This is a genomic window from Streptomyces sp. NPDC041129, assembly GCF_055592265.1.
Genome location: NZ_JBVIYV010000003.1, coordinates 140,269 through 167,243, shown reverse-complemented (window position 1 = coordinate 167,243; position 26,975 = coordinate 140,269). Strand labels below are relative to the sequence as shown.

The 26,975-nt window shown below is 71.7% G+C and carries 25 protein-coding genes; 16 read left to right on the top strand and 9 right to left on the bottom strand.

Going from position 1 to position 26,975, the window contains the following annotated elements; translation table 11 throughout:
* Positions 1–51: 51 nt before the first annotated feature.
* Positions 52–4,431: an SMP-30/gluconolactonase/LRE family protein gene (locus tag ACZ6B1_RS13550; RefSeq protein ID WP_468777814.1), complete on the bottom strand. Its 4,380-nt coding sequence runs from the start codon at positions 4,429–4,431 to the stop codon at positions 52–54.
* A gap of 382 nt (positions 4,432–4,813) precedes the next feature.
* Here ACZ6B1_RS13550 and ACZ6B1_RS13545 point away from each other — a divergent pair, with 382 nt between their 5' ends.
* On the top strand, positions 4,814–5,173 hold the full coding sequence (locus ACZ6B1_RS13545; protein WP_468778553.1) for a DUF779 domain-containing protein: 360 nt from the start codon (positions 4,814–4,816) through the stop codon (positions 5,171–5,173).
* A gap of 76 nt (positions 5,174–5,249) precedes the next feature.
* Positions 5,250–6,494 carry a phosphodiester glycosidase family protein gene (locus ACZ6B1_RS13540; protein WP_468777812.1) on the top strand — a complete coding sequence of 415 codons (1,245 nt, stop codon included), beginning with the start codon at positions 5,250–5,252 and terminating at the stop codon, positions 6,492–6,494.
* A gap of 9 nt (positions 6,495–6,503) precedes the next feature.
* Here ACZ6B1_RS13540 and ACZ6B1_RS13535 read toward each other — a convergent pair whose 3' ends face one another.
* The 6 genes from ACZ6B1_RS13535 to ACZ6B1_RS13510 form a co-directional block, all read right to left on the bottom strand.
* Positions 6,504–6,698 carry a hypothetical protein gene (locus ACZ6B1_RS13535; RefSeq protein ID WP_199209621.1) on the bottom strand — a complete coding sequence of 65 codons (195 nt, stop codon included), beginning with the start codon at positions 6,696–6,698 and terminating at the stop codon, positions 6,504–6,506.
* Positions 6,699–6,800: 102 nt separating this feature from the next.
* Positions 6,801–7,661 (bottom strand): phosphatidylinositol-specific phospholipase C/glycerophosphodiester phosphodiesterase family protein, encoded by an 861-nt coding sequence (locus ACZ6B1_RS13530; protein ID WP_468777810.1) that lies wholly within the window; start codon positions 7,659–7,661, stop codon positions 6,801–6,803.
* A 175-nt stretch (positions 7,662–7,836) separates the two neighbouring features.
* Positions 7,837–8,919 carry an acyl-CoA dehydrogenase family protein gene (locus ACZ6B1_RS13525; protein ID WP_468777808.1) on the bottom strand — a complete coding sequence of 361 codons (1,083 nt, stop codon included), beginning with the start codon at positions 8,917–8,919 and terminating at the stop codon, positions 7,837–7,839.
* On the bottom strand, positions 8,916–10,100 hold the full coding sequence (locus ACZ6B1_RS13520; protein WP_468777805.1) for an acyl-CoA dehydrogenase family protein: 1,185 nt from the start codon (positions 10,098–10,100) through the stop codon (positions 8,916–8,918). The genes ACZ6B1_RS13525 and ACZ6B1_RS13520 overlap by 4 nt, the downstream gene beginning before the upstream one ends.
* Positions 10,097–11,068, bottom strand: coding sequence for an NADPH:quinone oxidoreductase family protein (locus ACZ6B1_RS13515; protein ID WP_468777803.1), 972 nt, complete (start codon positions 11,066–11,068; stop codon positions 10,097–10,099). Before ACZ6B1_RS13515 ends, ACZ6B1_RS13520 begins: the two co-directional genes overlap by 4 nt.
* Positions 11,069–11,155: 87 nt before the next feature.
* On the bottom strand, positions 11,156–11,773 hold the full coding sequence (locus ACZ6B1_RS13510; protein ID WP_468777801.1) for a helix-turn-helix domain-containing protein: 618 nt from the start codon (positions 11,771–11,773) through the stop codon (positions 11,156–11,158).
* 77 nt (positions 11,774–11,850) lie between these two features.
* Between ACZ6B1_RS13510 and ACZ6B1_RS13505 the strand changes: the two genes are divergently transcribed.
* The 8 genes from ACZ6B1_RS13505 (at position 11,851) to ACZ6B1_RS13470 (ending at position 19,602) form a co-directional block, all read left to right on the top strand.
* Entirely contained in the window at positions 11,851–12,798 is a 948-nt protein-coding gene (locus ACZ6B1_RS13505; protein ID WP_468777799.1) for an NAD(P)/FAD-dependent oxidoreductase, read from the top strand.
* A 29-nt stretch (positions 12,799–12,827) separates the two neighbouring features.
* On the top strand, positions 12,828–14,366 hold the full coding sequence (locus tag ACZ6B1_RS13500; RefSeq protein WP_468777796.1) for an ATP-dependent DNA ligase: 1,539 nt from the start codon (positions 12,828–12,830) through the stop codon (positions 14,364–14,366).
* On the top strand, positions 14,363–14,836 hold the full coding sequence (locus ACZ6B1_RS13495) for an NUDIX hydrolase (RefSeq protein ID WP_468777794.1): 474 nt from the start codon (positions 14,363–14,365) through the stop codon (positions 14,834–14,836). Before ACZ6B1_RS13500 ends, ACZ6B1_RS13495 begins: the two co-directional genes overlap by 4 nt.
* A 75-nt stretch (positions 14,837–14,911) precedes the next feature.
* Entirely contained in the window at positions 14,912–16,297 is a 1,386-nt protein-coding gene (locus ACZ6B1_RS13490) for an NADP-dependent succinic semialdehyde dehydrogenase (RefSeq protein ID WP_468777792.1), read from the top strand.
* Positions 16,298–16,322: 25 nt separating this feature from the next.
* Complete coding sequence (locus ACZ6B1_RS13485) at positions 16,323–16,553, top strand: DUF6213 family protein (protein ID WP_043477773.1); 231 nt, start codon at positions 16,323–16,325, stop codon at positions 16,551–16,553.
* Positions 16,554–16,710: 157 nt separating this feature from the next.
* Positions 16,711–17,775: a type III polyketide synthase gene (locus ACZ6B1_RS13480; RefSeq protein WP_468777790.1), complete on the top strand. Its 1,065-nt coding sequence runs from the start codon at positions 16,711–16,713 to the stop codon at positions 17,773–17,775.
* Complete coding sequence (locus ACZ6B1_RS13475) at positions 17,772–18,986, top strand: cytochrome P450 (protein WP_468777788.1); 1,215 nt, start codon at positions 17,772–17,774, stop codon at positions 18,984–18,986. Before ACZ6B1_RS13480 ends, ACZ6B1_RS13475 begins: the two co-directional genes overlap by 4 nt.
* Before the next feature lie 118 nt (positions 18,987–19,104).
* On the top strand, positions 19,105–19,602 hold the full coding sequence (locus ACZ6B1_RS13470; RefSeq protein WP_468778552.1) for a cupin domain-containing protein: 498 nt from the start codon (positions 19,105–19,107) through the stop codon (positions 19,600–19,602).
* 55 nt (positions 19,603–19,657) lie between these two features.
* Here ACZ6B1_RS13470 and ACZ6B1_RS13465 read toward each other — a convergent pair whose 3' ends face one another.
* Positions 19,658–20,884: an acyl-CoA dehydrogenase family protein gene (locus ACZ6B1_RS13465; RefSeq protein ID WP_468777786.1), complete on the bottom strand. Its 1,227-nt coding sequence runs from the start codon at positions 20,882–20,884 to the stop codon at positions 19,658–19,660.
* A 183-nt stretch (positions 20,885–21,067) separates the two neighbouring features.
* On the opposite strand from ACZ6B1_RS13465, the gene ACZ6B1_RS13460 reads away from it, so the two are divergent.
* A complete protein-coding gene (locus ACZ6B1_RS13460) occupies positions 21,068–21,712 on the top strand; it encodes a TetR/AcrR family transcriptional regulator (RefSeq protein ID WP_468777784.1) in 645 nt (214 codons plus the stop codon).
* A 9-nt stretch (positions 21,713–21,721) separates the two neighbouring features.
* On the opposite strand, the gene def is transcribed toward ACZ6B1_RS13460, so the two are convergent.
* Complete coding sequence (gene def / locus ACZ6B1_RS13455) at positions 21,722–22,282, bottom strand: peptide deformylase (RefSeq protein WP_468777782.1); 561 nt, start codon at positions 22,280–22,282, stop codon at positions 21,722–21,724.
* A 151-nt stretch (positions 22,283–22,433) separates the two neighbouring features.
* Between def and ACZ6B1_RS13450 the strand changes: the two genes are divergently transcribed.
* The 5 genes from ACZ6B1_RS13450 to ACZ6B1_RS13430 all read left to right on the top strand — a co-directional run bounded on the left by ACZ6B1_RS13450 (position 22,434) and on the right by ACZ6B1_RS13430 (position 26,957).
* Complete coding sequence (locus ACZ6B1_RS13450; protein ID WP_468777781.1) at positions 22,434–23,672, top strand: MurT ligase domain-containing protein; 1,239 nt, start codon at positions 22,434–22,436, stop codon at positions 23,670–23,672.
* Between the two features lie 21 nt (positions 23,673–23,693).
* Positions 23,694–24,422: a type 1 glutamine amidotransferase gene (locus tag ACZ6B1_RS13445; RefSeq protein WP_468777779.1), complete on the top strand. Its 729-nt coding sequence runs from the start codon at positions 23,694–23,696 to the stop codon at positions 24,420–24,422.
* Positions 24,423–24,634: 212 nt separating this feature from the next.
* The gene (locus tag ACZ6B1_RS13440; RefSeq protein ID WP_468777778.1) at positions 24,635–25,660 is read left to right on the top strand and encodes a 6-phosphofructokinase; all 1,026 of its coding nucleotides are present in this window, start codon (positions 24,635–24,637) and stop codon (positions 25,658–25,660) included.
* Positions 25,661–25,767: 107 nt separating this feature from the next.
* The gene (locus ACZ6B1_RS13435; protein WP_468777776.1) at positions 25,768–26,718 is read left to right on the top strand and encodes a cytochrome c oxidase assembly protein; all 951 of its coding nucleotides are present in this window, start codon (positions 25,768–25,770) and stop codon (positions 26,716–26,718) included.
* 71 nt (positions 26,719–26,789) lie between these two features.
* Positions 26,790–26,957 carry a hypothetical protein gene (locus ACZ6B1_RS13430; RefSeq protein ID WP_468777775.1) on the top strand — a complete coding sequence of 56 codons (168 nt, stop codon included), beginning with the start codon at positions 26,790–26,792 and terminating at the stop codon, positions 26,955–26,957.
* Positions 26,958–26,975 lie beyond the last annotated feature (18 nt).

Sequence of the window (26,975 nt, the reverse complement as noted above, 5' to 3'; positions counted from 1 at the left end):
GGCCCGGGAGCGGAAGGCTTCCGGGCCACAGTGCTGTTCAGCGGTTCACGGTCACGGTGTGAACCCGTCGAGGTCGAGCCAGTACTGGTCCTTGTCCGTCAGCCTGTTGCGGACGATGAACTGTCCGAAGGGCCGCATGGACTGGGTGTTCTGGTTGTTGGAGATGGTGGCGCGTCCGCACTTCTCGTTCCACTCGGGCAGCGGGTAGCGGGGATCGGACAGCAGGTGCCAGATGCCGTCGCTGCCCTTCTTGGCGTAGGTCTGCAGGCACTCGTCGCCGGAGGCGACCGGGTTGTATCCGTTTGCCATGCCCGCGCTGTCGTAGCTGGCGGCGAAGGCGAACTCGTCACAGGACGGTCTGTCGTCCTTGGGCGGGTCCCCCTCGTTCAGCTCCGGCGAGAGGGTGACGTCCGGGTTGCGCGGCCAACTGCTGGGGCAGATGACCTCGCGGTTGGCGGTGCTCTGCTTCTTGGTGGGATCGCTCGCCGACATCACGTTGCTGCCGAGGTAGGTGAGCGGCGTGCCGAGGGTCTTGCTGCCGAAGTGCCCGGGGAGCTTGTTCTGGACGAGCCAGGCGTGGGCGGCCGCTGCGGGGAACTTCTTCGAGTTCATCACGTAGGTCGGCTTGTACCGGTCGAACACGCAGCCCGGGTAGGCCTGCGGGACGGTGGAGTCGCAGCGGATCTGCGCCTCGGCGCCGCTGGTGACGTCCGTGTCGTTGCCGGACATGACGCCGCCGATCTCGCCCCTCATCGACCACTTGAGGAAGGCCAGGTCGGACGGCCTGGACTCACCCCAGTTCCAGATCTGCGACATGGAGTACACGTGCTTGTCGCCCAGGCCGTACTCCCACCACAGGTTGCCGGAATCCGAGCGCGGGCCGTTCTTCTTGCAGTCCAGGCTGCACGTGTCGTCGACGGTGACGTAGATGGGCTCGGTCATCGCCTCGCCGGTCGCGTCGACGATCCGGAACTTGAACGCGGTGTTCCAGCCGGTCTCGTCGGGGTACAGCTTCATCTCGGCCTGGAACTCGAAGGTCGCGGTGCCGGTGACCTCCCCGTTGACCGACTTTACGAACCCGAAGCGGCCCTTGATGCAACCTTCGGTGCGGTTGGTCCAGATCTTGCGGCTGGTCCCCCAGCCGAAGGGCTTGGCCGCGCACCACGGGACGTAGGTGTGCCTGGGGTCGGAGTACTGCTGCTGGATGGAGTCCAGCGGATCTCCGATGACCACCCCGTCGGGGGTCATGTCCTGCGGGGTGGTGATGTCCCCGGGCTGGGCCGAGTTGACGTCCGGGTCGGAGAAGGCGATGTTCGGCATGCCGTCGTAGTTGCCGGGCACGAACGCGACGGCGTCGTAGGCGATGTCCTTGTCGCCGGTGCCACCGCTGTTGAAGTTCGACAGGCTGACTTCCGGGATGCTGTCGTTGAAGCGGTAGGCGCCGAGGTCGACCCACTTGTTGGACTGGTTGGCGGACTGGGAGATCGTCCTGGTCTTCACGCCGAACGGCGTCTTGATGCGGTAGACGGCCTCACCGGTCTGCGCCCCGTGGTCGGGGATGTGCGCGTACACCCTGGCCTGGCCGCCGGGGACCGCCTTGCCCAGCTTCCAGGTGCCGGTGACCTCCATCCGGTCGGCCTTGTCGCCGGACTCGGGCTGCCGGGTGTGGGCGAACCAGAAGTGGTTGCCGTAACCGGCGCCGATCTGGTGCGTGTCCATCTTGCCGGGGTAGGTGCCGTTCCACGCGTTGTAGCTCAGGGTGAACGTCCCGTCCGACTTGACGGCACCGCAACTGCGGCCGGCGGATCCGGCGGGGGTGACACCGTCGGGGACGTCGTCGACGATCAGGGTGTCGGAGGCCAGACCGCTGCTGCAGCGCGGCGGGTAGGAGTTGGCGTCGGGCTGCTCGGGGTAGCTGGTGTTGAAGCGGTGGACCTGGTTGCCGCACTGCGCGCCGGTGGTGCAGTTCTTCCACTGGACGGACTTGTTCCACCAGCAGTGCAGCCAGTGCGGGTTGGTGTCACTGGTGCCGGAGTCGAGCGTGCAGGCGCCCTGGCCGGGGTCGTTGGAGTCGTTGTCGCCGATCTTCGACGGCTCGCAACTGTTGGAGGAGTCGCAGAACAGGTCGACGGGCGGCTTGGCGTTACTGCGGTCACCGATGGTGTTCCACCAGGCGGGGCGGTAACCGGCCTGCATGTCGCCCGGGGCGAACATGGCGGAGATGGGACGGGCGGCCCAGCCGATCACCTTCTCCTCGTACGGCCAGTCCTGCGGGTGCGCGGCGTGGCTGTAGTCGTCGCCGCCGACCGCGCTCTCCAGGAAGGGCAGCCGGTTGGCCTTCCACAGCGGGTTGGCCGGGTTGTTGGTCCAGCCCACCCCCTGGTGCCCGGCGGAGTCCGCGTCGGCGTAGAAGCCGGAGTTGTACGCCCACAGGGCGAAGAACCAGTTCTCGATCCACTGCGGGTGGCCGTCGTTGACCTTCAGTCCGGCCTTGCGCGTCTCGTTCCACTTCTGGGAGAGGATCTGCGCGCCGGCCGCGATGTTCGCGGTGTAGTCGAGAGCGATGGCCTCCTGCTGGAGGACGGACTTGGTGGGCTGGTCGTGACCGGGCAGACGCATGCCGTCCGTGGCCTGGGTGATGCCGTAGCCGCAGTCGGCCTTGGACCAGTCGATCTTCCAGGGGTCGTTCTGGGTGCCGTCGGCGGAGTACTTGATGCCGTAGAAGTTGCCGATGAGGCTGTTGGCGGTCACGCCGGGCACGGCGTAGCGGCCCGCCTGCCACATGTTGGATTCCTGGGCGGTGACCCCGAGGAGGATCTGCGCGGGGATGTGCCAGCGGTCGTTGGTGCCGTCCTCGGTGTCGAGCCGGCCGTTGGGGTCACCCTCCAGGACCACCGCCGGGAACAGGCCCTGCGGCTGGTAGCCGCCCATCCCGGTGCCCTTCCAGTTGGGCGAGCGGTAGAAGTCGAGCTTGCCGACGACGGCCTGGTCCACGGCCCACTCCACCTGGCGGGGGGTGGGCTGGAACGCCATCTTGTGCACGTCGTTGCGCGCCACACCGCAGGTGCGCTCCGTCTCGTCCTCGCTGGGCCCGGTGGGCGACGCCGACAGCGGCTGGATGCGCACGGTCTGCGTGGAGGGGCCCTCGGAGGCCTTCCCGGCCCGCGGCAGCGCGGGCGAGAAGGCCGCTCCCTGCCGGGCGGCCTTCCGCCCGCCGATCCGGTTCGTACCGGGGCGCGAGTCCAGGGTGACCGTCGTGCCGCTGTGCAGCAGGCGCATCGTCATACGGGCGGTGCGGGCGGTGGCCGCCTCGTCGCCACGCAGGGGTGCGGCCTCCCCGTCCGCCCATGCGGTGGTGACGGCGGCGTGGCCGTGACTGGAGATCAGGGCGCCCTTGGCTATGTGGCCGGGGTTCTTCACCGTTCCGGGCAGGGCACCGGTGGTCTTCGCCTTGCCGGTGACGAACACGGTTCCGTCGGCCGAGGAGGCCAGGTCCCAGTCGGTCAGCCTGCCCTGGGCGATCGTGGTGGCCCTGGCGTGCTTCCGGCCGAGCCGGCCCGCGTCCAGGTGGAGCGCGTAGCTGGTGGAGGTCTTCCGCGTGCCGCTGGTCTTCGTGCGGTCGATGTAGGTCACACCGCCCGCGCTGTCCACGGTGAGCTGGAACGGGACCGTCCGCGTGGCGGCGATCTCGGTGAGCCTGCCCTTGGAGCCCGCGAACACCAGCCGGTTGCCGTGCGCGGCGACGATGCCGTTCCGGGTGGGGACGGCCGAGGTGACCTCGCCCGGATAGGTGAGCGGCGTGTCCTGCCTGCCGGTGGCCGCGTCCACCTGGATCAGGCGGGAGCGCTGGCTCTTGTCGCCGTCGTCGGAGAGCTGGGTGAACACGGCGCGCTCACCGGTGCCGCAGCCCGGGGAGAAGTAGGCGAGCGACGCGGTGAAGGGCAGCTTGGTGACCTTGCCCGTGGTGAGGTCCACGAGGGCCGTGAACGCCCCCCGGGCCATCAGTTCGGGCTTGTTGGTGAACGTGCGGGGCGCGTAGGCGACGGCCGCGCGCCTGCCCGAGGCGGTCAGGCAGGCGTTGCCGACCCAGCTGTCCGTGTCGAAGCCCGGCTCACTCAGCGTGGCGGCGGTCTTCCACGCGTAGCCGTCCTTCTCGCCCGCCACGAACAGGTGGAAGCCGGTGGCGTCACCGGAGGTGGTGAACGCGCGGTCGGAGGACTTCCGGTAGTGCTCGGCGAGCACCTTGTCCCGGTCCCCGGCGGGTACCGAGGCGGGCTTGTCGACGTCCTTGGTGTGAGGAGCCCGCCATTGGGTGGCGCCCTTGGGCGGTGCGGGTTCGGCCGCTTGCGCGGGCAGGGTGAGCGGCAGCGTGAGCGCGGTGGCCACCAGGGTGACGACCGGCACCGACAGCCGCTGTCTTATCGGCTTCAACGGTTTCCTTCGAGTGGTCGGAGTTCGCCGTGCCCGTGGCTGCGGTCGCCGCGCGCACCGGCGCCCACGTCCGGACGCGGCGCCCTCGACCCGAGGTCATGATTGCCATGAACATGCCAATAGCATGCGGAATCGTGCACACCGCCCCCCTCGCCACGTGCACCCTCTCGGGTTACATGATCAATTCAGGGCGGATCCTATACAGCGCCGGAAACGGAAGTCGAACACTCGTCCAAGGCTCCTGCCGGCGTACTCACCGGGGCGGCGAACGTCCTCAACTCCCCCCGACGTCACCGGACGTGGCCCCCGCATGCTGGACGCGCCGCCGAGGACACGTGAGACTCGACGAGATCCCAGCTCCCGGTACTCCAGGACGGTGACCATGCAAGAGGAACTGCCCCGCGTCGAACTCACCCCCCGGGCCGCGGAGCTGGTGCGCCGACTACGGGCCGAGCACGGTCCGCTGATGTTCCATCAGTCCGGCGGCTGCTGCGACGGCAGCGCACCCATGTGTTACCCGGACGGCGAGTTCCGCACCGGCGGTTCGGACATACTGCTGGCCGAACTGGCGGTGGACGGCGTCGAGGAGCCCGTGACCTTCTGGATGTCGCGGAGCCAGTACGAGGCCTGGAGCCACACCCGGCTGATCGTGGACGTCGTACCCGGACGAGGGAGCGGTTTCTCGCTCGAGGCACCCGAGGGAGTGCGTTTTCTCACCCGTTCTCGCGTAGTCGACGCCTAGCCGTCCCGTACGTCACCGTCGTCTGGTGCACTTCCCCTGAGCGCTGACGACAGTTGACGAGGCATCAGGGGGCTCGATGACGCGGAACAGGCGGCAACCGGCGGCAGGCAGATCGTTTCTCACGGCACTCACGGTGTTCGGCGTACTGGCCGGCGTGGCCCTGACGGGGGCGGCGCCGGCCAGTGCCGTACCGGCCGAAAGACCCGGCAAGCGGATCGCTCCGGGGGTCACGTACCGGGAGTTCGACATCGCGGCGGCGGGCGGGCGGACCCACGCCCATCTGCTCACCGTGGACCTGGCCAACCCTCACGTCCGGATGGACCTGCTGTATCCCGGCGAGGTGGCCGCCCGGGCGACCGTGTCCCGGCTGGCCGACACGGCCGGCGCGGTCGCGGGTGTCAACGGCGACTTCTTCGACATCACCGAGACCCAGCATCCGGGCGTCGAGGCCACCGGCGCGACCGTGGGGCCGGCGGTGGCGGGCGGCCGGGTGCTCAAGGCGGCGGTGCCGAACGGCCAGCGGTTCGGGCCGGCCCTGCCGCCCGGGACCACGACGCGGGAGGTGCTCGGGGTGGGCACCGACCGGCGGGCCCGCCTGGACCGCCTCTCCCTCACCGGCTCCGTGACCACACCTGAGGGGAGGCTCCCGCTGGGCGGCCTCAACCAGTACGCGCTGCCGCAGAACTCCGTGGGCGCGTTCACCGCCCGGTGGGGCGGCGCCTCCCGGGTGCGCGCCGTCTGCGGCACGGACACCGACCGGGCGGCGGCCTGCAGTACGGACACCTACGAGGTGAAGGTGCGCGGCGGCCGGGTGGTCGGCGCCGCCGGCACTCCGGGCAGCGGTTCGATCCCCTCGGACACCACCGTGCTGGTGGGCCGCGAGCAGGGAGCCCGGGAGCTGCGGGAGCTGGCCGTGGGCGACGCGGTGACCGTCACCCACGGCCTGGTGGCGGCCACCACCAAGATCCCCTACGCGTTCGCGATCGGCGGCTACCCGGTGCTCCGCGACGGCACACCGCTGTCCGGGCTCGACGACACCGCCTCCGCCGTACGCACCGTCGCGGGTTTCAAGGGCGGCGGACGGCGGATGCTGCTGCTGGCGCTGGACGGCGCCGACGACTCCCGCACCGGCCTGACGATCGCCGAGGAGGCGGCCACCATGCGCGACCTGGGCGCCTCCGACGCGTTCAACCTCGACGGCGGCGGGTCGAGCGAGATGGTCACCCGCGACGAGGGCGCGAGCGGGGTGACGGTCCGCAACCACCCGAGCGGCGGCGCCGAACGCCCGGTGCCGAACGGCATCGGAGTCTTCTCCGGCTGACCCGGGGCCTCACGGCCGCAGGCTGCTCACCAGGTCGGCCGTCGCGGTGAGCCCGCTGTGGATGGTGGGCGCCATGCTGGTGCTGGCCAGGTAGAACCCGAGCAGCATGCAGACCAGGGCGTGCGACATCTTCAGCGCGCCGTTGCGGATGAACACCACCGCCAGGATCAGGAGCAGCAGCACCACAGAGATGGAAATGGCCATCGTCAACCTCCTCCGCCACGCCCCTTGAGCGGCGTTCGGCCGTAAGTGTGGCGTAGCGGAGGGTTTGTCCGGGTGGCTGACGTGTCCTCCGATCGTGTGGTGTCAGGCGGACGGGTGTGCGTCGAGGAATGTCTCCAGGCCGGCGAGGTCGTCGGTGTTGAGGTGGTCGACGCCGGCCGCGAGGAGTTCGGACCACAGGGCGTCGCGCGCCGGTCCCGCCGTGTCCGGGGTGGCCCAGAACCTGATCCGCTGCCCGCGTGCGTGCGCGGCACCGGTGATGCCGCGCAGCTTGTCCCGCTCGGCGTCCGGGAAGGGGCCCTCGCCCAGCCATGTGAAGTTCAGCGTCCAGTTGTCGCTGATCAGCGGGATGAGGGAGGCGGGGGCCGCGGTGCCGAGGTCGGTGAGCCGGCCGTCGTAGAAGGCGCGGCGCTCGGTCTGGGCCGCCATGGGGGTTCGGGCCGCGCGGTCGCCGGAGATCACGGCGGTGACCGGCCCGGGGTGCACGCGCCCGTGCGCGCAGGTGGTGAACAGGTGCGGGTACCGGCGCAGATGGCGGTCGAGTTCGAGGTACGTCGAGGAGCCCTCGGTCTTGATGTCGACGAGGAGCTGCAGCGGCCGCCGCCGACCCCGGTACACGGAGCCGTGGTTGGCCCTGACGCGGGCGGCGAGCGGGTCGAGATAGAGGGATTCGAGGGTGCGGGAGGGGTCCAGTTCGGAGGCGTCGTGGCCGACGAGGAGCTGGTCGCCGACGAGGAAGATGTCGGCCTCGATGCTGCCGAAGCGGTGGTCGAGGGCGTCGAGGAGCGGCCGCGGGTGGGCGTAGTCGTTGTGGGCGTGCGCGCGCCGCAGCGGGCGCGGGCCGTGCCGGCCGCTCGCCCGGGCCTGGACGGCGGGCAGGGCGACCGTGCCCGCGAGGGCGGCGCCCAGGGTGGTGAGGGCTCTGCGACGGGTGGTGAGGGCCATGCGCTGCCTCCCTTGGGGGCCGGACGGGACCGGGGAGAGTATGCGTGCCCCCGGCGTCCGACGGGACTGTCCCTGCCGGGAATTGGCCGGACCGCCGCCCCCTGTTCACTTGGCCGCGCGGGGCGCGCACACGAAGAAGCCCGCCCCGGGTGGGGCGGGCTTCACGCGCCGGGCGTCAGGGCGCCTGGAGGTCGACCAGTGCGGCCAGCGCCTCCCGGTGGGCGCCCGCGGTGCCGTAGGCGATCGAGTCGGCCTTGGCCCGCTTGAGGTGCAGGTGCGCGGGGTGTTCCCAGGTCATCCCGATCCCGCCGTGGAGCTGCACCGCCTCCTCGGTGGCGCGTACGGCCACCGGACCGGCGTAGGCCTGGGCGACGGTCACCGTGACGTCGGTGTCCGCGCCGGTCGCGAGGGCGTCGGCGGCGGCACGGGCCGCGGCCCGGAGGCTGACGACCTCCAGCCAGAGCTGGGCGAGCCGGTGCTTGAGCGCCTGGAAGCCGCCGACCGGCCGGTTGAACTGCTTGCGTTCCTTCAGGTAACGCACGGTCTCGGTCAACGCCCAGTCGGCCACTCCCAGTTGTTCGGAGGCGAGCAGTCCGGCGCCGGCCCGCAGCGCCCGCCGTACGGCCGGCTCCGCGTCGCCGACGCGGCGTCCGGGCGCTCCGCCGAGCGTGACTGTGGCGACCGGGCGGGTCAGGTCGAGCGAGACCTGCGGGGTGACGGTCGCCGCCTCGGCGGCCACGGCGTACAGCCCACCGTCGTCGGCCGGGAGGAGCAGGACGTCGGCCGCGGCGGCGTCCGCCACGCCGGTCAGCTCGCCGTACAGCGAGCCGTTCTCCAGCCGTGCGGTCCGCAGACCGGCGCCCGGGGCCGTGTGCAGTCCCACGGCGAGGACGCCCACGGTCCGGCCGGACGCCAGACGGCCCAGCAACTCCTCGTCCCCGCAGGCCAGCAGGGCCTCGGTGGCGACGACAGCGCTGCTGAGATAGGGCACCGGGGCGACGGCACGCCCCAGCTCCTCCAGGACGACGGCGGCCTCGCGATGGGTGGCGCCCTGGCCGCCCAGCGCCTCCGGCACCAGCAGCCCGGCCAGGCCCATGCCGTCGGCGAGCAACTTCCACAGCGCGAGGTCGTGCGGGGCGTCCGACTCGGTACGGGCGATCACGCCGGCCGCGTCGCAGTGGTCCGTGAGCAGATCGCGGACGGCGGCGCGCAGCGCCTCTTCCTCCTCGGAGTAGAGGAGATCCGGCTGGGTGCTCATCGGGCCAGGTCCTTCCATGCGACGTCCTTGTCGGTGCGCGGCTCGGCCGGCAGGCCCAGGACGCGCTCGGCGACGATGTTCAGCAGGACCTCGCTGGTCCCGCCCTCGATGCTGTTGCCCTTGGAGCGCAGATAGCGGTATCCGGCGTCGCGGCCGGTGAAGTCCACCAATTCGGGGCGGCGCATGGTCCAGTCGTCGTACAACAGCCCCTCCTCCCCGCGGAGTTCGACCTCCAGGCCGCTGATCTCCTGGTTGAGGCGGGCGAAGGCGAGCTTCATGCCGGCGCCCTCGGGACCGGGCTGGCCGGCGACGAGCTGCTGGCGCAGGCGTTCGCCGGTGAGACGGGTGACCTCGGCCTCGACCCAGAGCTTCAGCAGCCGCTGGTGCAGGTCGTGGGTGCGCAGCTCCGGCCGCTCGCGCCAGGTCTTCGACACCGGGCCGATCATGCCGCCCTCGCGGGGCAGCCGCATGCCGCCGATGGCGACGCGCTCGTTGTTCAGCGTGGTCTGCGCGACCCGCCAGCCGTCGCCGACCTCGCCGAGGCGCCGGTTGTCGGGGATGCGGACGTCCGTCAGGAAGACCTCGTTGAACTCGGCCTCACCGGTGATCTGGCGCAGCGGCCGCACCTCGACACCCGGGTCGGTCATGTCGCAGAGGAAGTAGGTGATGCCCCGGTGCTTGGGCAGGTCCGGGTCGGTGCGGGCGATGAGGATGGCCCAGCGGGCGACGTGGGCGCTGGACGTCCACACCTTCTGCCCGTTGACCACCCAGTCTCCCCCGTCCTGCCGGACCGCCCGGGTACCGAGCGCGGCCAGGTCGGAGCCGGCGCCCGGCTCGCTGAAGAGCTGGCACCAGACCTCCTCCCCGGTCCACAGGGGCCGCAGGAAGCGCCGCTTCTGCTCCTCCGTGCCGTACTTGAGGATCGTCGGCGCGGCCATGCCAAGGCCGATGCCGATGCGCCGGGGGTCGTTGTCCGGGGCGCCGGCGGACTCGAGTTCGGCGTCCACGACGGCCTGCAGGGAGCGCGGGGCGTCCAGTCCGCCGAGGCCCGCCGGGAAGTGCACCCAGGCCAGGCCCGCGTCGAACCGGGCCCGCAGGAACTCCAGGCGGCCGGTCCCGGCCGGCGGGTGTGCGGCCAGCAACTCCTGTGTACGGCGGCGCAGTTCCGCTGCGTCAATCATACGGCGGCTCCCTTGTCCAGGACCACGGCCACCCGGCCGGTGGTCACCCCGTCGGCGACCCGCTGCACGGCGTCGGCGGCGCCGTCCAGCGGCACCCGCTCGCTCACCAGCGGCCGGATCTCGCCGCGCGCGGCCAGCTCGGTGAGCCGCTCGTGGCAGTCCAGGACCAGGCCGGGATTCTTGGTGTTGTACAGGCCCCAGTGCAGGCCGAGGATCGCGTAGTTCTTCACCAGGGCGTGGTTGAGGGCGGGGCTCGGGATGGTGCCGCTCGCGAACCCGACGACCACGATCCGTCCCTCGAAGGCGACGAGCTTGGCGGACTGGGCGTAGGCCTCGCCGCCGACGGGGTCGTAGATCACGTCGGCGCCCCGGCCTCCGGTGGCCTCCTTCACGGCCGCGACGACGTCCTCGGCGCGCCGGTCGACGACCACGTCACAGCCCAGTTCCCGGGCGACGGCGGCCTTCTCCGCGCCGCCGACCACGCCGATCACGGTGGCCCCGGCGGCCTTGCCGAGCTGCACGGCCGCGCTGCCGACGCCACCGGCGGCGGCGTGCACCAGCAGGGTCTCCCCCGCCTCCAGGCGGGCCCGGCGGTGCAGGCCGAACCAGCCCGTCTGGTAGCCGATGTGCAGCGCGGCGGCCTCGGCGTCGTCCAGGGAGTCGGGCGCGGGCAGCAGCGTGCGGGCGTCGGCGACGGCGTACTCGGCGAAACCGCCGTACGGCAGCGCGGGGTTGGCGATCACCCGGCGGCCGTCCTCGGTCTCGGCGCAGATCTCCACGCCGGGCGTGAACGGCAGCGGGGGCCGCACCTGGTACTGGCCCCGGCAGAGCAGGGCGTCAGGGAAGTTGATGTTGGCGGCTCGCACGCGCAGCAGCACCTGGCCGTCACCCGGCGTGGGCCGCTCCACCTCCGCCAGGCGCATCACCTCGCGCGGCTCGCCGTTCTCGTGCACTTGCCATGCCTGCATGCGGGGCCTCCACGGGACTGCTTCGTCTGACCGGGTTCCGACGGCATACTAAGCGGTCGCTTGCCGATCAGGGAACAGTAGTCCGCGTCACTTGCGCGTGGGCCGCGCCCGTACGTGCATCCGCTCCCCCTGCGGCCCGAACAGGCTGAGGAACTCCACCGGCCCCTCCCCCGTCGATCCGAACCAGTGCGGCACCCGGGTGTCGAACTCCGCCGCCTCGCCCGCCGAGAGCACCACGTCGTGCTCGCCGAGCACCAGCCGCAGCCGCCCCGAGAGCACGTACAGCCACTCGTAGCCCTCATGGGTGCGCTGGTCCGGCTCCTGTCCGCGCTGCGGTTCGAGGATCTTGAAGGCCTGCAGGCCGCCGGGCTGGCGGGTCAGCGGCCAGAAGACGCGGCCGCCCCGCTCGACCGGCTTCGCCCGCACCACGGGGTCGCCGACCGGCGGTGCGCCGACCAGTTCGTCCAGCGCCACCTGGTGGGCCCGCGCGATGGGCAGCAGCAGCTCCAGACTGGGCCGGCGCAGGCCGGACTCCAGCCGGGACAGGGTGCTGACGGAGATGCCGGTGGCCTCGGACAGCGCCGCCAGGGTCACCTCCCGCTCCTTGCGGATCCGCCGCAGCCTCGGCCCGACACCCGCCAGGACGCCGTCGGTGTCCTCGGCGCCCTGGCCGCTCTCCGCACTCCCGGTTCGTTCGCCGCTCATGACCTCATTGCAGAATCGGCAAAGAGGTTTGTCAACACGGCATCCTCCGCGCGACCGTCGGCGACGGAGGTGGTCACATGACCGAGAGCTACGAAGCCGTCGTGGTCGGCGGCGGAGCGGCCGGACTGTCCGCCGCGCTGGTGCTGGGCCGGGCCAGGCGGCGCACGCTGGTCGTCGACTCGGGCGAGCCGCGCAACGCGCCGTCCGCGCACATGCAGGGCTATCTGTCCCGGGACGGGATATCCCCCGCGGATTTCCTCGCGACCGGACGCGAGGAGATCGCCCGGTACGGCGTCGAGCTGGTCCGGGACCGGGTGGTGGACGCGGCACGGGACGGGGACTTCAGTGTCACGCTGGCGGGCGGCGGCGGCGTCCGGGCCCGGCACCTGGTCGTCGCGACCGGGCTCGGGGACGAGCTCCCGCCGATCCCGGGCCTCGCCGAACGGTTCGGCCGGGACGTGGTCCACTGCCCCTACTGCCACGGCTGGGAGGTCCGCGACCTGGCGACCGGCGTGGTCGCGAGCAGTCCGCTGAGCGTGCACCAGGCGCTGATGGTCACCCAGTGGTCCAAGGACGTGCGGCTCTTCCTGCACCAGGTGCGGGAGGCGGAACTGACGGACGCCGACCGGCGCAGGCTGGCCACCGCCGGGGTCGAGGTCGTACCCGGCGAGGTGGCCGAGGTGCTGGTCGAGGGCGACCGGCTCACCGGCGTCCGGCTCACCGGGGACGGCTCCTGCGGGGGAGGCACGGTCCACGAGCGCGAGGTGCTCTACGTCGCCCCGCGCGCCGTCCCGCGGAACGAGCTGTTCGTGCGGCTGGGCGCGGAGCTCCGGGAGACGCCGTTCGGCAGCTACCCGGTGATCGACGAACGGGGCCTGACGAGCGTGCCCGGGCTGTGGGCGGCGGGCAACGCCGGCGGCTTCGCCGAGCAGGTGGTGAACGCGGCCAGCCGCGGCTACCGGGCCGGTGCGGCGATCAACGGGGAGCTGGTCTTCGCCGACCTCGACGCCGGTGCGCAGGTGTAGACCCCGCCCGTGCGGTGCACCATGACTGCATGCTGCTGACCCGGCTGGCCGAGGTGTCCGGGGAGGTCGCCGCGACGGCGGCCAGATCCCGCAAGACCGCGCTGCTCGCGGAGCTGTTCCGGGAGGCGGAGGCGGACGACGTGCCGATCGTCATCCCCTACCTGGCCGGACGGCTCCCCCAGGGCCGGCTCGGCGTCGGCTGGAAGGTGCTGAGCCGACCGGTACCGCCGGCCGACGGACCGACCCTCACGGTGCGGGAGGTCGACGCCCGGCTCAGCGAGCTGGGCAAGGTGTCCGGGCCCGGCTCCCAGGCGGAACGGGTCCGGCTCGTCGGGGAGCTGATGGGCGCGGCCACCGAGGCCGAACAGCGCTTCCTGCGCGGCCTGCTGACCGGCGAGGTCCGGCAGGGCGCCCTGGACGCGGTGGCGGTGGAGGGGCTCGCCCGGGCGACCGGCGCGGACCCGGCGGACGTCCGGCGGGCGGTGATGCTCGCCGGATCGCTGCAGACGGTGGCGCAGGCGCTGCTGGCCGAGGGACCCGGGTCGCTGGAGCGGTTCCGGCTGACCGTCGGCCGTCCGGTGCACCCGATGCTCGCGCACAGCGCCTCCTCGGTCGCCGAGGCGGTGGAGAAGCTCGGTTCGTGCGCGGTGGAGGAGAAGCTCGACGGCATCCGCGTCCAGGTCCACCGGGACGGCGCCACCGTCCGGATCCACACCCGCACCCTGGACGACATCACCGACCGGCTGCCCGAGGTGAGCGCCGCCGCGCTCGGTCTCGCGGGCGACAGGTTCATCCTGGACGGAGAGGTGATCTCCTTCGACGCGGACGGCCGGCCCCGCTCCTTCCAGGAGACGGCCGGCCGGGTCGGCTCCCGGACGGACGTGACACGGGCGGCCGGCGAGGTCCCCGTCTCCCCCGTGTTCTTCGACGTCCTGTCGGTCGACGGGCGCGACCTGCTGGACCTGCCGTTCGCCGAGCGGCACGCGGAACTGGCCCGGCTGGTGCCCGAGCCCATGCGGGTGCGCAGGACGGTGGTGTCCGGGCCGGCAGAGGCCGGCGCGGCGGAACGGTTCCTCGAGGACACGCTCGCCCGCGGCCACGAGGGCGTGGTGGTCAAGGCGCTGGACGCCGCCTACAGCGCGGGCCGGCGCGGCGCCTCCTGGCTGAAGGTCAAACCGGTGCACACCCTCGACCTGGTGGTGCTCGCCGCCGAGTGGGGACACGGCCGCCGCACCGGCAGGCTCTCCAACCTCCACCTCGGCGCCCGGACGCCGGACGGCGGCTTCGCGATGCTCGGCAAGACCTTCAAGGGCATGACCGACGCGATGCTCGCCTGGCAGACGGAGAGACTGCGGGAACTGGCCGTCGAGGACGGCGGCTGGGGCGTCAGGGTGCGCCCCGAACTCGTCGTGGAGATCGCGTACGACGGTCTGCAGCGCTCCTCCCGCTACCCGGCCGGCGTCACCCTGCGCTTCGCCCGTGTGATCCGCTACCGCGAGGACAAGCGGCCCGAGGATGCCGACACCGTCGAGGCGCTGCTGGCCGCCCACCCGGAGGTGAGGCCGTGACGGCCGGGGCAACGAGGCGCAGCGCGGGCCTGCTGCTGTTCCGGCGCGCCGACGACGGACTCCAGGTGCTGCTCGGCCACATGGGCGGCCCGTTCTTCGCGAAGAAGGACGCCGGCGCGTGGACCGTGGTCAAGGGCGAGTACGACGCCGGCGAGCCCGCCTGGGAGGCGGCCCGGCGGGAGTTCCGGGAGGAGCTGGGGCTGGCGCCGCCCGACGGGGAGGCCGTGCCGCTGGGCGCGGTAGTGCAGCGGGGCGGCAAGGTCGTCACGGCGTGGGCGGTGGAGGCGGACTTGGACCCGGAGACCATCGAGCCGGGCACCTTCACCATGGAGTGGCCGCCGAGGTCCGGCCGCACCCAGGAGTTCCCGGAGCTGGACCGGGTCGCGTGGTTCGGTCTCGACCGGGCCCGCGCGCTGATCATCCCGGCGCAGACGGCGTTTCTCGACCGGCTGGCGGAGCACTCGGTCTGAACAGCGGCGTACGCGTTGCGACGGGCGGTGTCGCGCGCGAAGGTCGAAGCAAGCCCGCTCCCAGGGAGGTCAGCCATGCCCATCGCGACGGTGAACCCGGCGAACGGCGAGACGCTCAAGACGTACGAGGCCATGGGCGAGGAGGAGCTGGAGCGCAGGCTCCAGCTCGCCGAGGCCACGTTCCGCACGTACCGGACGACCACGTTCGCCGAACGCGCACGGATGATGAACAGGGCCGCCGACCTGCTGGAGGAGGACCAGCGGGAGATCGGCCGGGTGATGACCACCGAGATGGGCAAGCCGGTCGAGCAGGCCCGCGCGGAGGCCGCCAAGTGCGCCAAGGCGATGCGCTGGTACGCCGAACGCGCGGAGGGGCTGCTGGCCGACGAGGAGCCGCCCGAGCAGGACGTGCGGGACTCCGGCGCCTCCCGGGTCCGGGTCCGCTACCGGCCGCTCGGTCCGGTGCTCGCCGTGATGCCCTGGAACTTCCCGCTGTGGCAGGTGATCCGGTTCGCCGCGCCCGCGCTGATGGCCGGCAACGTGGGCCTGCTCAAGCACGCCTCGAACGTGCCGCAGACGGCGCTGTACCTGGAGGACCTGTTCCACCGGGCGGGCTTCACGGAGGGCTGCTTCCAGACACTGCTGATCGGCTCGGCCGCGGTGGACGAGATCCTGCGCGACGAGCGGGTGAAGGCCGCGACGCTGACCGGCAGCGAACCGGCCGGGCGGGCCGTGGCCTCCACCGCCGGCGAGATGATCAAGAAGACGGTGCTGGAGCTCGGCGGCAGCGACCCGTACGTCGTCATGCCCTCCGCCGACCTCGACCGCGCGGCCGCCGTCGCCGTGACCGCCCGCGTCCAGAACAACGGGCAGTCCTGCATCGCGGCCAAGCGGTTCATCGTGCACGCCGACGTGTACGACGCCTTCGCGGAGAGGTTCGTCGCGGGCATGAAGGCGCTGCGGACGGGCGACCCTCTGGAGGAGGACACGGAGGTCGGGCCGCTCGCCAGCGAGCAGGGCCGCGGGGATCTCGAGGAGCTGGTCGACGACGCGAAGCGCGCCGGGGCCGAGGTGCTCTGCGGCGGCGAGCGCCCCGACGGCCCCGGCTGGTACTACCCGCCGACCGTACTGGCGGGCATCACCCGGGAGATGCGCATCCACCGCGAGGAGGCCTTCGGGCCGGTCGCCACGCTGTACCGGGCCGGTGACCTGGACGAGGCGGTGCTCATCGCCAACGACTCGCCGTTCGGCCTGAGTTCGAACGTCTGGACCCGGGACGAGCGCGAGGTGGAGCGGTTCGCCCGGGACCTGGAGGCGGGAGCCGTGTACGTGAACGGGATGACGGCCTCCCATCCGGCGTTCCCCTTCGGCGGGGTGAAGCGCTCCGGCTACGGGCGTGAGCTGTCCGGGCACGGAATCCGGGAGTTCTGCAACATCACCACGGTTTGGCAGGGTGCGTGAGGACCGCGCGGCTACCATCCCGATTGTGAACCGCGAAGTGACCCTGCCCCTGATCGTCGACGACCGCGGTACCTTGCAGGTGGCAGCGGCCGACGTGAGCAAGTTGTTGCGGACCGTGGGCGGGCGGTGGCTGCATCTCGTCGAGGCCGGGGAGCAGCTCGACGAGGACACGGTGGCCGCGTTGACCATCGAACTGGCGAAGCTCGCGGACCGCATCGACGTGGCGTGCATCGCCCACAGCAGCGGGGCGCCGTAGCCTTTCCGGGGGGTTTCGCAGCGTGGTCGTCCCTCACCCCTTGTCACCGGTTCGGAGTAGTCCGGCGCGAGATCGTCGCCCCGTCGGGTGAACCTGGGTGGACCACCTTCTGACCGGCGGGCGAAGGCCTGCCGGACGGCGAAAGCAGGGACGGCTCATGGCGACTTTGTGCAGACCCTCGGTGTCCGTACCAGAGCATGTGATCACGATGGAGGAGACGCTGGAGCTGGCGCGCCTGCACCACGCGGACCACCCCCAGCTCCCGCTGGCCCTCCGGCTGATCGAGAACACGGGCGTCCGCACCCGGCACATCGTGCAGCCCATCGAGGAAACCCTGAAGCATCCGGGCTTCGAGGACCGCAACAAGCTCTACGAGGCGGAGGCCAAGGCTCGCGTCCCCGCGGTGATCCAGCGGGCGCTCGACGACGCCGAGCTCCTGACCACCGACATCGATGTCATCATCTACGTGTCGTGCACGGGCTTCATGATGCCCTCGCTCACCGCGTGGCTGATCAACGAGATGGACTTCTCGAGCACCACCCGGCAGCTCCCCATCGCGCAGCTCGGCTGTGCGGCCGGCGGTGCGGCCATCAACCGGGCGCACGACTTCTGTTCGGCCTACCCCGAGGGCAACGCCCTCATCGTGGCCTGCGAGTTCTGCTCGCTGTGCTACCAGCCCACCGACCTGGGCGTCGGCTCGCTGCTGTCCAACGGCCTGTTCGGCGACGGCATCGCCGCCGCCGTGGTGCGCGGGCGCGGCGGCACGGGCGTCCAACTGGAGCGCAACGGCTCGTACCTGATCCCGAAGACCGAGGACTGGATCGCGTACGACGTCCGGGCGACCGGCTTCCACTTCCTGCTGGACAAGCGGGTGCCGACCACCATGGAGCCGCTCGCCCCGGCGCTCCAGGAGCTCGCGGGCAACCACGGCTGGGACGCCTCCGACCTGGACTTCTACATCATCCACGCGGGCGGGCCCCGAATACTCGACGACCTCAGCAAGTTCCTGCGGGTCGAACCGCACGCGTTCCGGTTCAGCCGGTCGACGCTCACCGAGTACGGCAACATCGCCAGCGCCGTCGTCCTGGACGCGCTGCGCCGCCTCTTCGACGAGGGCGGTGCCGAGCACCGGGCACGCGGGCTGCTGGCCGGGTTCGGACCGGGCATCACCGCCGAGATGACCGTGGGCCGCTGGGTCCAGGACGGCGAGATGACACGATGACCGAAGAGACCCTCACCGAGACCCTGCCCCCGGTCCGGCACTGGCCGGCGGCCGACCTGACCGGGACGGAGTTCGACCCGGTGCTGGCCGACCTGATGAACGAGGGCCCGGTCACCCGCATCCAGCTCCCCAACGGCGAGGGCTGGGCCTGGCTGGTCACCCGGTACGACGACGTGCGCATGGTGACCAACGACCCGCGTTTCGGCCGCGAGGCCGTCATGGACAAGCAGGTCACCAGGCTCGCCCCGCACTTCATCCCGGACCGGGGCGCGGTCGGCTTCCTCGACCCGCCCGACCACACCCGGCTGCGCCGCTCGGTCGCCGCCGCGTTCACCGCGAGGGGCGTGGAGCGGATCCGCGACAGGGCGCGCGCCATGCTGGACGAGCTGGTGGACGAGCTGCTCCAGGACGGGCCGCCCGCCGACCTCACCAGTGCGGTGCTCGGCCCCTTCCCCATCGCGGTGATCTGCGAGCTGATGGGCGTGCCGGCCGCCGACCGGCACAGCATGCACACGTGGACCCAGCTCATCCTGTCCTCCGCGCACGGCAAGGAGCTCAGCGAGAAGGCCAAGCGCGAGATGAGCGCCTACTTCTCCGATCTCATCGCCCTGCGCGAGAACGGCACGGGCGAGGACGTGGCCTCGCTGCTCGGCGCCGCCGTGGGCCGCCAGGAGGTCACCCTGGAGGAGGCCGTCGGCCTCGCGGTCCTGCTCCAGATCGGCGGCGAGGCGGTCACCAACAACAGCGGGCAGATGTTCTACCTGCTGCTGACCCGTCCCGAACTGGCCGCGCGGCTGCGCTCCGACCCGGGGATCCGGCCGAAGGCCATCGACGAGCTGCTGCGCTACATCCCGCACCGCAACGCCGTCGGGCTGTCCCGGATCGCCCTGGAGGACGTGGAGATCCACGGTGTCCGGGTCCGGGCCGGGGACGCGGTCTACGTCTCCTACCTGGCCGCCAACCGCGACCCGGAGGTCTTCCCCGACCCGGAGACGATCGACGTCTCCCGCAGCCCCAATCCGCACGTGGCGTTCGGCTTCGGCCCGCACTACTGCCCCGGCGGCATGCTGGCGAGGCTGGAGTCGGAGCTGCTGGTGGACGTCCTGCTGGACCGGGTTCCGGGTCTCAGGCTGGCCGTGGCGCCGGCCCAGGTGCCCTTCAGGAAGGGCGCGTTGATCCGCGGACCCGCGGCCCTGCCGGTGACGTGGTGAGCCGCCGATGACCACGACGGAGGGGCTGGCGGTACCCGAAGGGCCCGCGGCGCGGGGAGCCACGCCGGCCCAGGCGGATCCGCCGGTCCAGGAGGCGGCGCCGGCCGAAGGCCTGCTGGTGCCGCCGGGCGACGGCCGGGTCGTCGAGACACCGGCCCAGCGGGTGACGTTCAAGGTCACCGGCACGCACTCGCGGACGGCCTCCACCTTCGAGGTGGAGGTCCCGCCGGGGTTCGACGTCGGCGCCCATGTGCACACGCGCAGCGAGGAGTTGTTCTACGTCCTCGAGGGTGAACTGGACGTGCTCGCCTTCGAGCCGCGCATCCGCACCCCCGACAACTGGCAGCGCTGGGAGTCGAGTTCGGGCAACCGGGTGGTCCGGGCGACACCGGGCACGGTCATCGTCGTACCGCCGGGCTGTCCGCACGCGTTCGCCAATCCGACGGACACGCCGGCGCGGATGTTCTTCCAGGCGTCCCCGCCGCCGGACCACGAGCGCTACTTCGAGGAGCTGCTGGAGATCCTGGACAACGGCGGACCGCCGGACCACGAGGCGATCGAGCGGCTCCGCCGGCGCTACGACATCGAGCAGCTCACACCGCTGCGGCACAGATGACGGCGGACGACCGCCGAGGGGCGCGGGGCCGTTTCGGCACCCGCGCCCTTGCGCGCTACCGGATCGGCATCCCGGCGAGGGTACGGGCGATGACCAGGCGCTGGATCTCGCTCGTGCCCTCGAAGATGGTGTAGATCGCGCTGTCGCGGTGCATGCGCTCCACCGGGTACTCGCGGGTGTAGCCGTTGCCGCCCAGGATCTGGATGGCCTGCGCGGTCACCTTCTTCGCCGTCTCGCTGGCGAAGAGCTTGGACATGGAGCCCTCGGCCGCCGTGAACGGCTTGCCGTTGACCGCCATCCAGGACGCCCGCCACACCAGCAGCCGCGCGGCGTCGATCTGCGTCCGCATGTCCGCGAGCTGGAAGGCCACGCCCTGGTTGTCGATGATGGGCCGGCCGAACTGCTCGCGGGTCTTCGCGTAGTCGAGGGCGACCTCGTACGCGGCCCGGGCGGTGCCGACCGCCATCGCGCCCACGGCGGGCCGCGAGGCCTCGAACGTGGCCATGGCCGCGTTCTTCACCCGCTCGCCGCCCGCCCTGGCCCGCTCCCGGGCCCGGGCGAGCCGGTCGTCCAGCTTCTCCTTGCCGCCGAGCAGGCAGGAGCCGGGGACCCGGACGTTGTCGAGGATGACCTCGGCGGTGTGCGAGGCACGGATGCCGTGCTTCTTGAACTTCTGGCCCTGGGCGAGCCCCGGCGTGCCGGCCGGGACGATGAAGGACGCGTGTCCCTTGGAACCCAGCTCCGGGTCGACGACGGCGACGACGACGTGGACGTTGGCGATGCCGCCGTTGGTCGCCCAGGTCTTGGTGCCGTTGATCACCCACTCGTCCTTGGCCTCGTCGTAGACCGCGCGCGTGCGCATGGAGGCCACGTCGGAGCCCGCGTCCGGCTCGGAGGAGCAGAAGGCGGCGACCTTCACGTCGTTCTGGTCGCCGTACATCTGCGGGATCCAGGTGCCGATCTGCTCCTCGGTCCCGTTGGCGAGAACGCCCACGGCGGCCAGACCCGTGCCCACAATGGAGAGGGCGATGCCCGCGTCGCCCCAGAACAGCTCCTCCATGGCCATCGGGATGCCGAGGCCGGTGGGGTCGAAGTACTGCTGCGCGTAGAAGTCGAGGGAGTAGATGCCCACCTTCGCGGCCTCCTGGATGACCGGCCAAGGAGTCTCCTCACGCTCGTCCCATTCGGCGGCCGCGGGGCGGATGACGTCGGCCGCGAAGCCGTGCAGCCACTCCCGGACCTCCTTCTGTTCGTCGTTGAGCTCCATGGTGAACTCGGCCATGTCCCCTCCAGCGGCGGTACGTGCGGTCCTACCAGCGATGTTACTAGCGGTAACGTGAGTGTGTTACCGACCAGTAGTAAAAGTCAACTCCTGATGACGCCTCGGCATCCCGTTCGATGTCAGAGACGCGGAGAGTGTTAGTTTGCGCAGGCGTCACCGAATCAGCACGGGTGGGGAGAGCACATGGACACCACGCAGCGGACCGATCAGCAGCGGTCCGCCGACCGCCGACGGCGCGAGCTGCTGGAGGCCGCCGACCGGGTGGTGCTGCGCGACGGCCCGCAGGCGTCGATGAACGCGATCGCCGCGGAGGCCGGCATCACGAAGCCGATCCTGTACCGCCACTTCGGCGACAAGGGCGGCCTCTACGCGGCCCTGGCCAAGCGGCACACGGACGCACTGCTCGACTCGCTGCGCGCCGCGCTGGACGCGCCGGCCGAGCGGCGCGAGCGGGTGGAGTCCACCCTGGACACCTACCTCGCGGCGATCGAGGCCCGGCCCCAGGTGTACCGGTTCCTCATGCACCCGGCGGAGGGCAGCACCGGCGGCGACCAGGGGTTCGACGTCGGCAAGCACAGCGCCCCGCTGCTTCGCCGGATGGGTGAGGAACTGGCCCAGGTCATCGAGGACCGGCTGGACCTCGGGCCGGGCAGTCAGCAGCTCGCCCGGGTCTGGGGACACGGGATCGTCGGGATGATGCACGCGGCCGGCGACTGGTGGCTCGGCGAACGGCCGTGTTCGCGGGCCGAGTTGGTCCGCTCGCTCGCCGACCTGCTGTGGGGCCGGCTCGCCGCCGCCGGGGACCGGATCGGCGGCCCCGGCTTCTGACGGCGGGACCTACGCCCCGGTGCGGCCGTCCGCCCGGTGCCAGGCGGCCCGGTCGATCCGCCGCCGCAGCCGGCGCCGGCGCAGACCCGTCAGGCGGTCGGAGTACACCGTGCCCGCCAGGTGGTCGCACTCGTGCTGGAGGCACCTGGCGAAGAATCCCGTGCCGTGGACGGTGACCGGTTCCCCGGCCGCCGTGAAGCCCTCGACCACCGCGTGGTCGTACCGTTCCGTCCCCGCTTCCAGGCCCGGCAGGGACAGACAGCCCTCCGGCCCCCGGATCACCACGCCGTCCGTCTCCACCAGGCGCGGATTGACCACGTGGCCGAGGTGACGGACGTCCTCGTCGTCGGGACAGTCGTAGACGAACACCCGCAAAGGCACCCCGATCTGGTTCGCGGCCAGGCCCACCCCCTGGGCCGCGTACATGGTCGCGAACAAGTCCTCCACGAGTGCGGCGAGTTCGGGGCCGAATTCGGTGACGTCCGCGCAGGGCCCGTGCAGAACGGGGTCCCCGAGCAGGGAAAGGGGCCGGACGCGCCCGTGGGCGCCCGGGATCGGGCGGTGTCGCATGGCGGCAAGGGTACGGTTCGTTCGGCCCATGCCCGCCGCGAGGCGTGGGCCGCGATTCGGGTGTGCGAATGGATCTCGATAGGCTGAGGTCCACACCACGCTGCCGGATGGCCCCCAGGCGCGGCGCGTACGCAAGGAGGATCGAGAACTGATGGCAGGCAACTCGGACCCGCTCTCGCCGCGGGCCAAGCTGGCCGTGACCGCGGGCAAGGCGGTCGCCGCGGCATCGCGCGCCGCGGGACGCGGCAGCGGGTCGGTGATCGGTGGCCGGGTCGCGCTGAAACTCGACCCCGACCTCCTCGGACGGCTGGCCCAGAACCTGGACGTCATCCTGGTGTCCGCCACCAACGGCAAGACCACGACCACCCGGCTGATCGCCGAGGCGCTGCGCGCCGCCGGTCCGGTGGTGTCGAACGCGCTCGGCGCCAACATGCCCGCCGGCATCACCTCGGCGCTGGCCGGCGGCTCGGACGCGAAGTTCGGCGTCATCGAGGTCGACGAGAAGTACCTGGCCGGGGTGGCCCGGGACACCGGCCCGAAGTGCATCGCCCTGCTGAACCTCTCCCGGGACCAGCTCGACCGCGCCGCCGAGACCCGGATGCTCGCCGAGAACTGGCGCGAGGGCCTGGCCGGCTCCAAGGCCGTCATCGTCGCCAACTGCGACGACCCGCTGGTGGTGTGGGCCGCGTCCTCCTCCCCCAATGTGATCTGGGTCGCGGCCGGTCAGATGTGGAAGGACGACGCCTGGTCCTGCCCGTCCTGCGGTGGCGTGATGCAGCGCCCGGGCGACGACTGGTTCTGCGGCGAGTGCGGCTTCCGCCGGCCCACGCCGAGCTGGGCGCTGTCCGGGGACCACGTCCTCGACCCGCACGGCTCCGCCTGGCCGATCCACCTGCAGCTGCCGGGCCGGGCCAACAAGGCGAACGCGGCCAGCTCCGCGGCCGTCGCCGCCGTCTTCGGGGTACCCCCGCAGGTCGCCCTGGAGCGGATGTACCAGGTGCAGGCCGTGGCCGGCCGGTACGACGTCGTGCAGTTCATGAACCGCGACCTCCGGCTGCTGCTGGCCAAGAACCCGGCCGGCTGGCTGGAGACGTTCTCCCTGATCGACCCGCCGCCCACCCCGGTGATCCTCTCCGTGAACGCGCGCGGAGCCGACGGCACCGACACCTCCTGGCTGTGGGACGTCGACTACACGCGGCTGACGGGCCACCCGATCTTCGTGATCGGCGACCGCAAGCTGGACCTCGCCGTCCGCCTGGAGGTCGCGAACCAGCAGTTCCAGGTGTGCGACAACCTCGACCAGGCCGTCCAGGCGGCCCCGCCGGGACGCATCGAGGTCATCGCGAACTACACCGCGTTCCAGGACCTGCGCCGCCGCGTCGGCAACTGATCTTCGAAGGGCGATCACCTCATGAGCGACAACCAACTGCGGCTGGTGTGGATCTACCCCGACCTGCTGAGCACCTACGGCGACCAGGGCAACGCGCTCGTCGTGGAACGCCGGGCGCGCCAGCGCGGCCTGGACGTGGCCCGGCTGGACGTGCGCAGCGACCAGCCGATCCCGACCTCCGGTGACATCTACCTGATCGGCGGCGGCGAGGACCGGCCGCAGCGGCTCGCGGCCGAGCGGCTGCGGCGCGACGGCCATCTGCACCGGGCCGTGGAGAACGGCGCGATCGTGTTCTCGGTCTGCGCCGGCTACCAGATCCTCGGCCACGAGTTCATCAACGACCTCGGCCAGCGGGAGCCGGGGCTCGGCCTGCTCGACGTGACGTCGGTACGCGGCGAGGGCGAGCGGTGCGTCGGCGACGTCCTCGCGGACATCGACCCGCAGCTCGGCCTGCCCCCGCTGACGGGCTTCGAGAACCACCAGGGCGTCACCCACGTCGGTCCCAGCGCCCGCCCCTTCGCCCGCACCCGGCTCGGCAAGGGCAACGGCACGGGGGACGGCACCGAGGGCGCGTACAACGGGACCGTCTTCGGCACGTACATGCACGGCCCGGTCCTCGCCCGCAACCCGCAGATCGCCGACCTGCTGCTGAAGCTGGCGCTCGACGTCAACGCGCTGCCGCCGGTCGACGACCGCTGGTACGAGGCGCTACGCAGCGAGCGCATCGCGTCCGCGCAGCAGCCCGCGTGAGACTCGCGTAAGGCTCGCGTCAGGGGCCTCTCAGCGCTTTCCGGCAGGCTCGTGACGGGCCCGCCTGACGGCCCGTCCGCTCACATGTGCGGGCGCGTCCAGCAGGCGGACGCCCGCTACGGAGCCACCCCCTCACGCCGGTAGGGTGACCGGGAATCCGCCGGACGACGTGGTCCGGTTTCCCGGCCCACGTTGAGAAGGTATTTCGGGCTATGCGCATTGGTGTCCTCACGTCCGGAGGCGACTGCCCCGGCCTGAACGCCGTCATCCGGTCCGTCGTGCACCGTGCCGTGGCCGACCACGGTGACGAGGTCATCGGTTTCCGGGACGGCTGGAAGGGCCTCCTGGAATGCGACTACATGAAGCTCGACCTCGATGCCGTGGGCGGCATCCTGGCGCGCGGCGGCACCATCCTCGGCTCCTCCAGGGTCCGCCCCGAGCATCTGCGCGACGGTGTCGAGCGGGCCCGGGGCCATGTCGCGGAGCTCGGCCTGGACGCGATCATCCCGATCGGCGGTGAGGGCACGCTGAAGGCGGCCCGGCTGCTGTCGGACAACGGGCTGCCCATTGTGGGCGTGCCGAAGACCATCGACAACGACATCGCTGTCACGGACGTCACCTTCGGCTTCGACACGGCGGTCGGGGTCGCCACCGAGGCGCTGGACCGGCTGAAGACCACCGCCGAGTCCCACCAGCGGGTGCTGATCGTGGAGGTCATGGGCCGCCACACCGGATGGATCGCCCTGCACTCGGGCATGGCGGCCGGCGCCCACGCCATCGTCGTCCCGGAACGGCCATTCGACATCGACGAGCTGACGCGGAAGGTGGGCGCGCGGTTCGAGGCGGGCAAGCGGTTCGCCATCGTGGTCGCCGCTGAAGGGGCCAAGCCGCGGCCCGGCGCCATGGACTTCGACGAGGGCGGCAAGGACATCTACGGCCACGAACGCTTCGCGGGCATCGCGCGGCAGCTCTCGGTCGAGCTGGAGCACCGGCTCGGCAAGGAGGCGCGGCCGGTCATCCTCGGGCACGTGCAGCGGGGCGGCACGCCGACGGCGTACGACCGGGTGCTGGCCACGCGTTTCGGATGGCACGCGGTGGAGGCCGTGCACCGGGGCGAGTTCGGGCGGATGACCGCGCTGCGCGGCACCGACATCGTGATGGTGTCGCTGGCGGAGGCCGTGGAGACCCTGAAGACGGTGCCCGCCGAGCGGTACGACGAGGCGGAGTGCGTCCTGTAGTGGTCCGCTTCGGAACCACCTGCCCCCGGTCACGGCGCTGACCGGGGGCGGTTCTACTCTTGTGGGCGGACAGACGCGTACAACCCCCACGAATCAGGAGCCGGCGGATGGATCACAGCGGCCACGGCATGACGATGGACCTGCCGCCGTTCACGCTGGCGCGGGGGTTGCACTGGTCGGCCGACCCGTTCTTCCTCGTGGCCTGTCTGGCCGGGCTGGCCCTGTACGGATGGGGTGTCGTGCGGCTGCGGCGGCGCGGGGACTCCTGGCCGGCCGCCCGGACCGTGTCGTACGCCGTCGGCGTCCTCACCATCGCCCTGATGATGTGCACCCGGCTGAACGACTACGGCATGGTCATGTTCAGCGTGCACATGGTGCAGCACATGGTGATCAGCATGCTGTCGCCGATCCTGATCCTGCTCGGCGCCCCGGTGACCCTGGCACTGCGCGCGCTGCCGACCGCGGGCCGGGGCCGCAAGGGCCCGCGTGAGCTGCTGCTGGCCCTGCTGCACAGCCGCTACATGCGCGTGACCACGCACCCGGTGTTCACCATCCCGCTGTTCGTCGCGAGCCTGTACGCCCTGTACTTCACCCCGCTGTTCGACTTCCTCATGGGCTCCAGGACCGGGCACGCCGCAATGATGGTGCACTTCCTCGCCGTGGGCGTCGTGTTCTTCTGGCCGATCATCGGCGTGGACCCCGGGCCGCACCGGCCGGGGTACCTCATGCGGATGCTGGAGCTGTTCGCGGGCATGCCGTTCCACGCGTTCTTCGGCATCGCGCTGATGATGGGGTCCACGCCGATGGTGGCGACGTTCCGGAACCCGCCCGCCTCGCTCGGCATCGACGCGCTCTCGGACCAGAACGCGGCCGGCGGCATCGCCTGGGCGTTCAGCGAGATCCCGTCCGTGCTGGTGCTGATCGCGCTGCTGTTCCAGTGGTACGGCTCCGAGCAGCGGCAGGCCAGGCGCCAGGACCGGGCCGCGGACCGGGACGGCGACAAGGAGCTGGAGGCGTACAACGCCTATCTGGCCTCCCTCAGCGCGCGCGAGGGCTGAGGACGCGGTATGCCCTCCGGGCGGAAACCGGGGCACCATGGTGGTGGACGGACCATGAGGAGGGTGTCGCGATGCCCGGTTCCACGAACGGTTCCACCAAGGTGATGGGGGCGATGACCGTCGGCGGGCTCGTCGTCGTGACGGCCTACACCGTCGCGCTCGGCAGCAACGGCTGGCTGTGGTTCGGCTGGGTGGTCCTCGGGCTGCTGACACTCGCGATGGTCGTCACCCAGTCGTAGGCCCGGTCGCGGGCACGG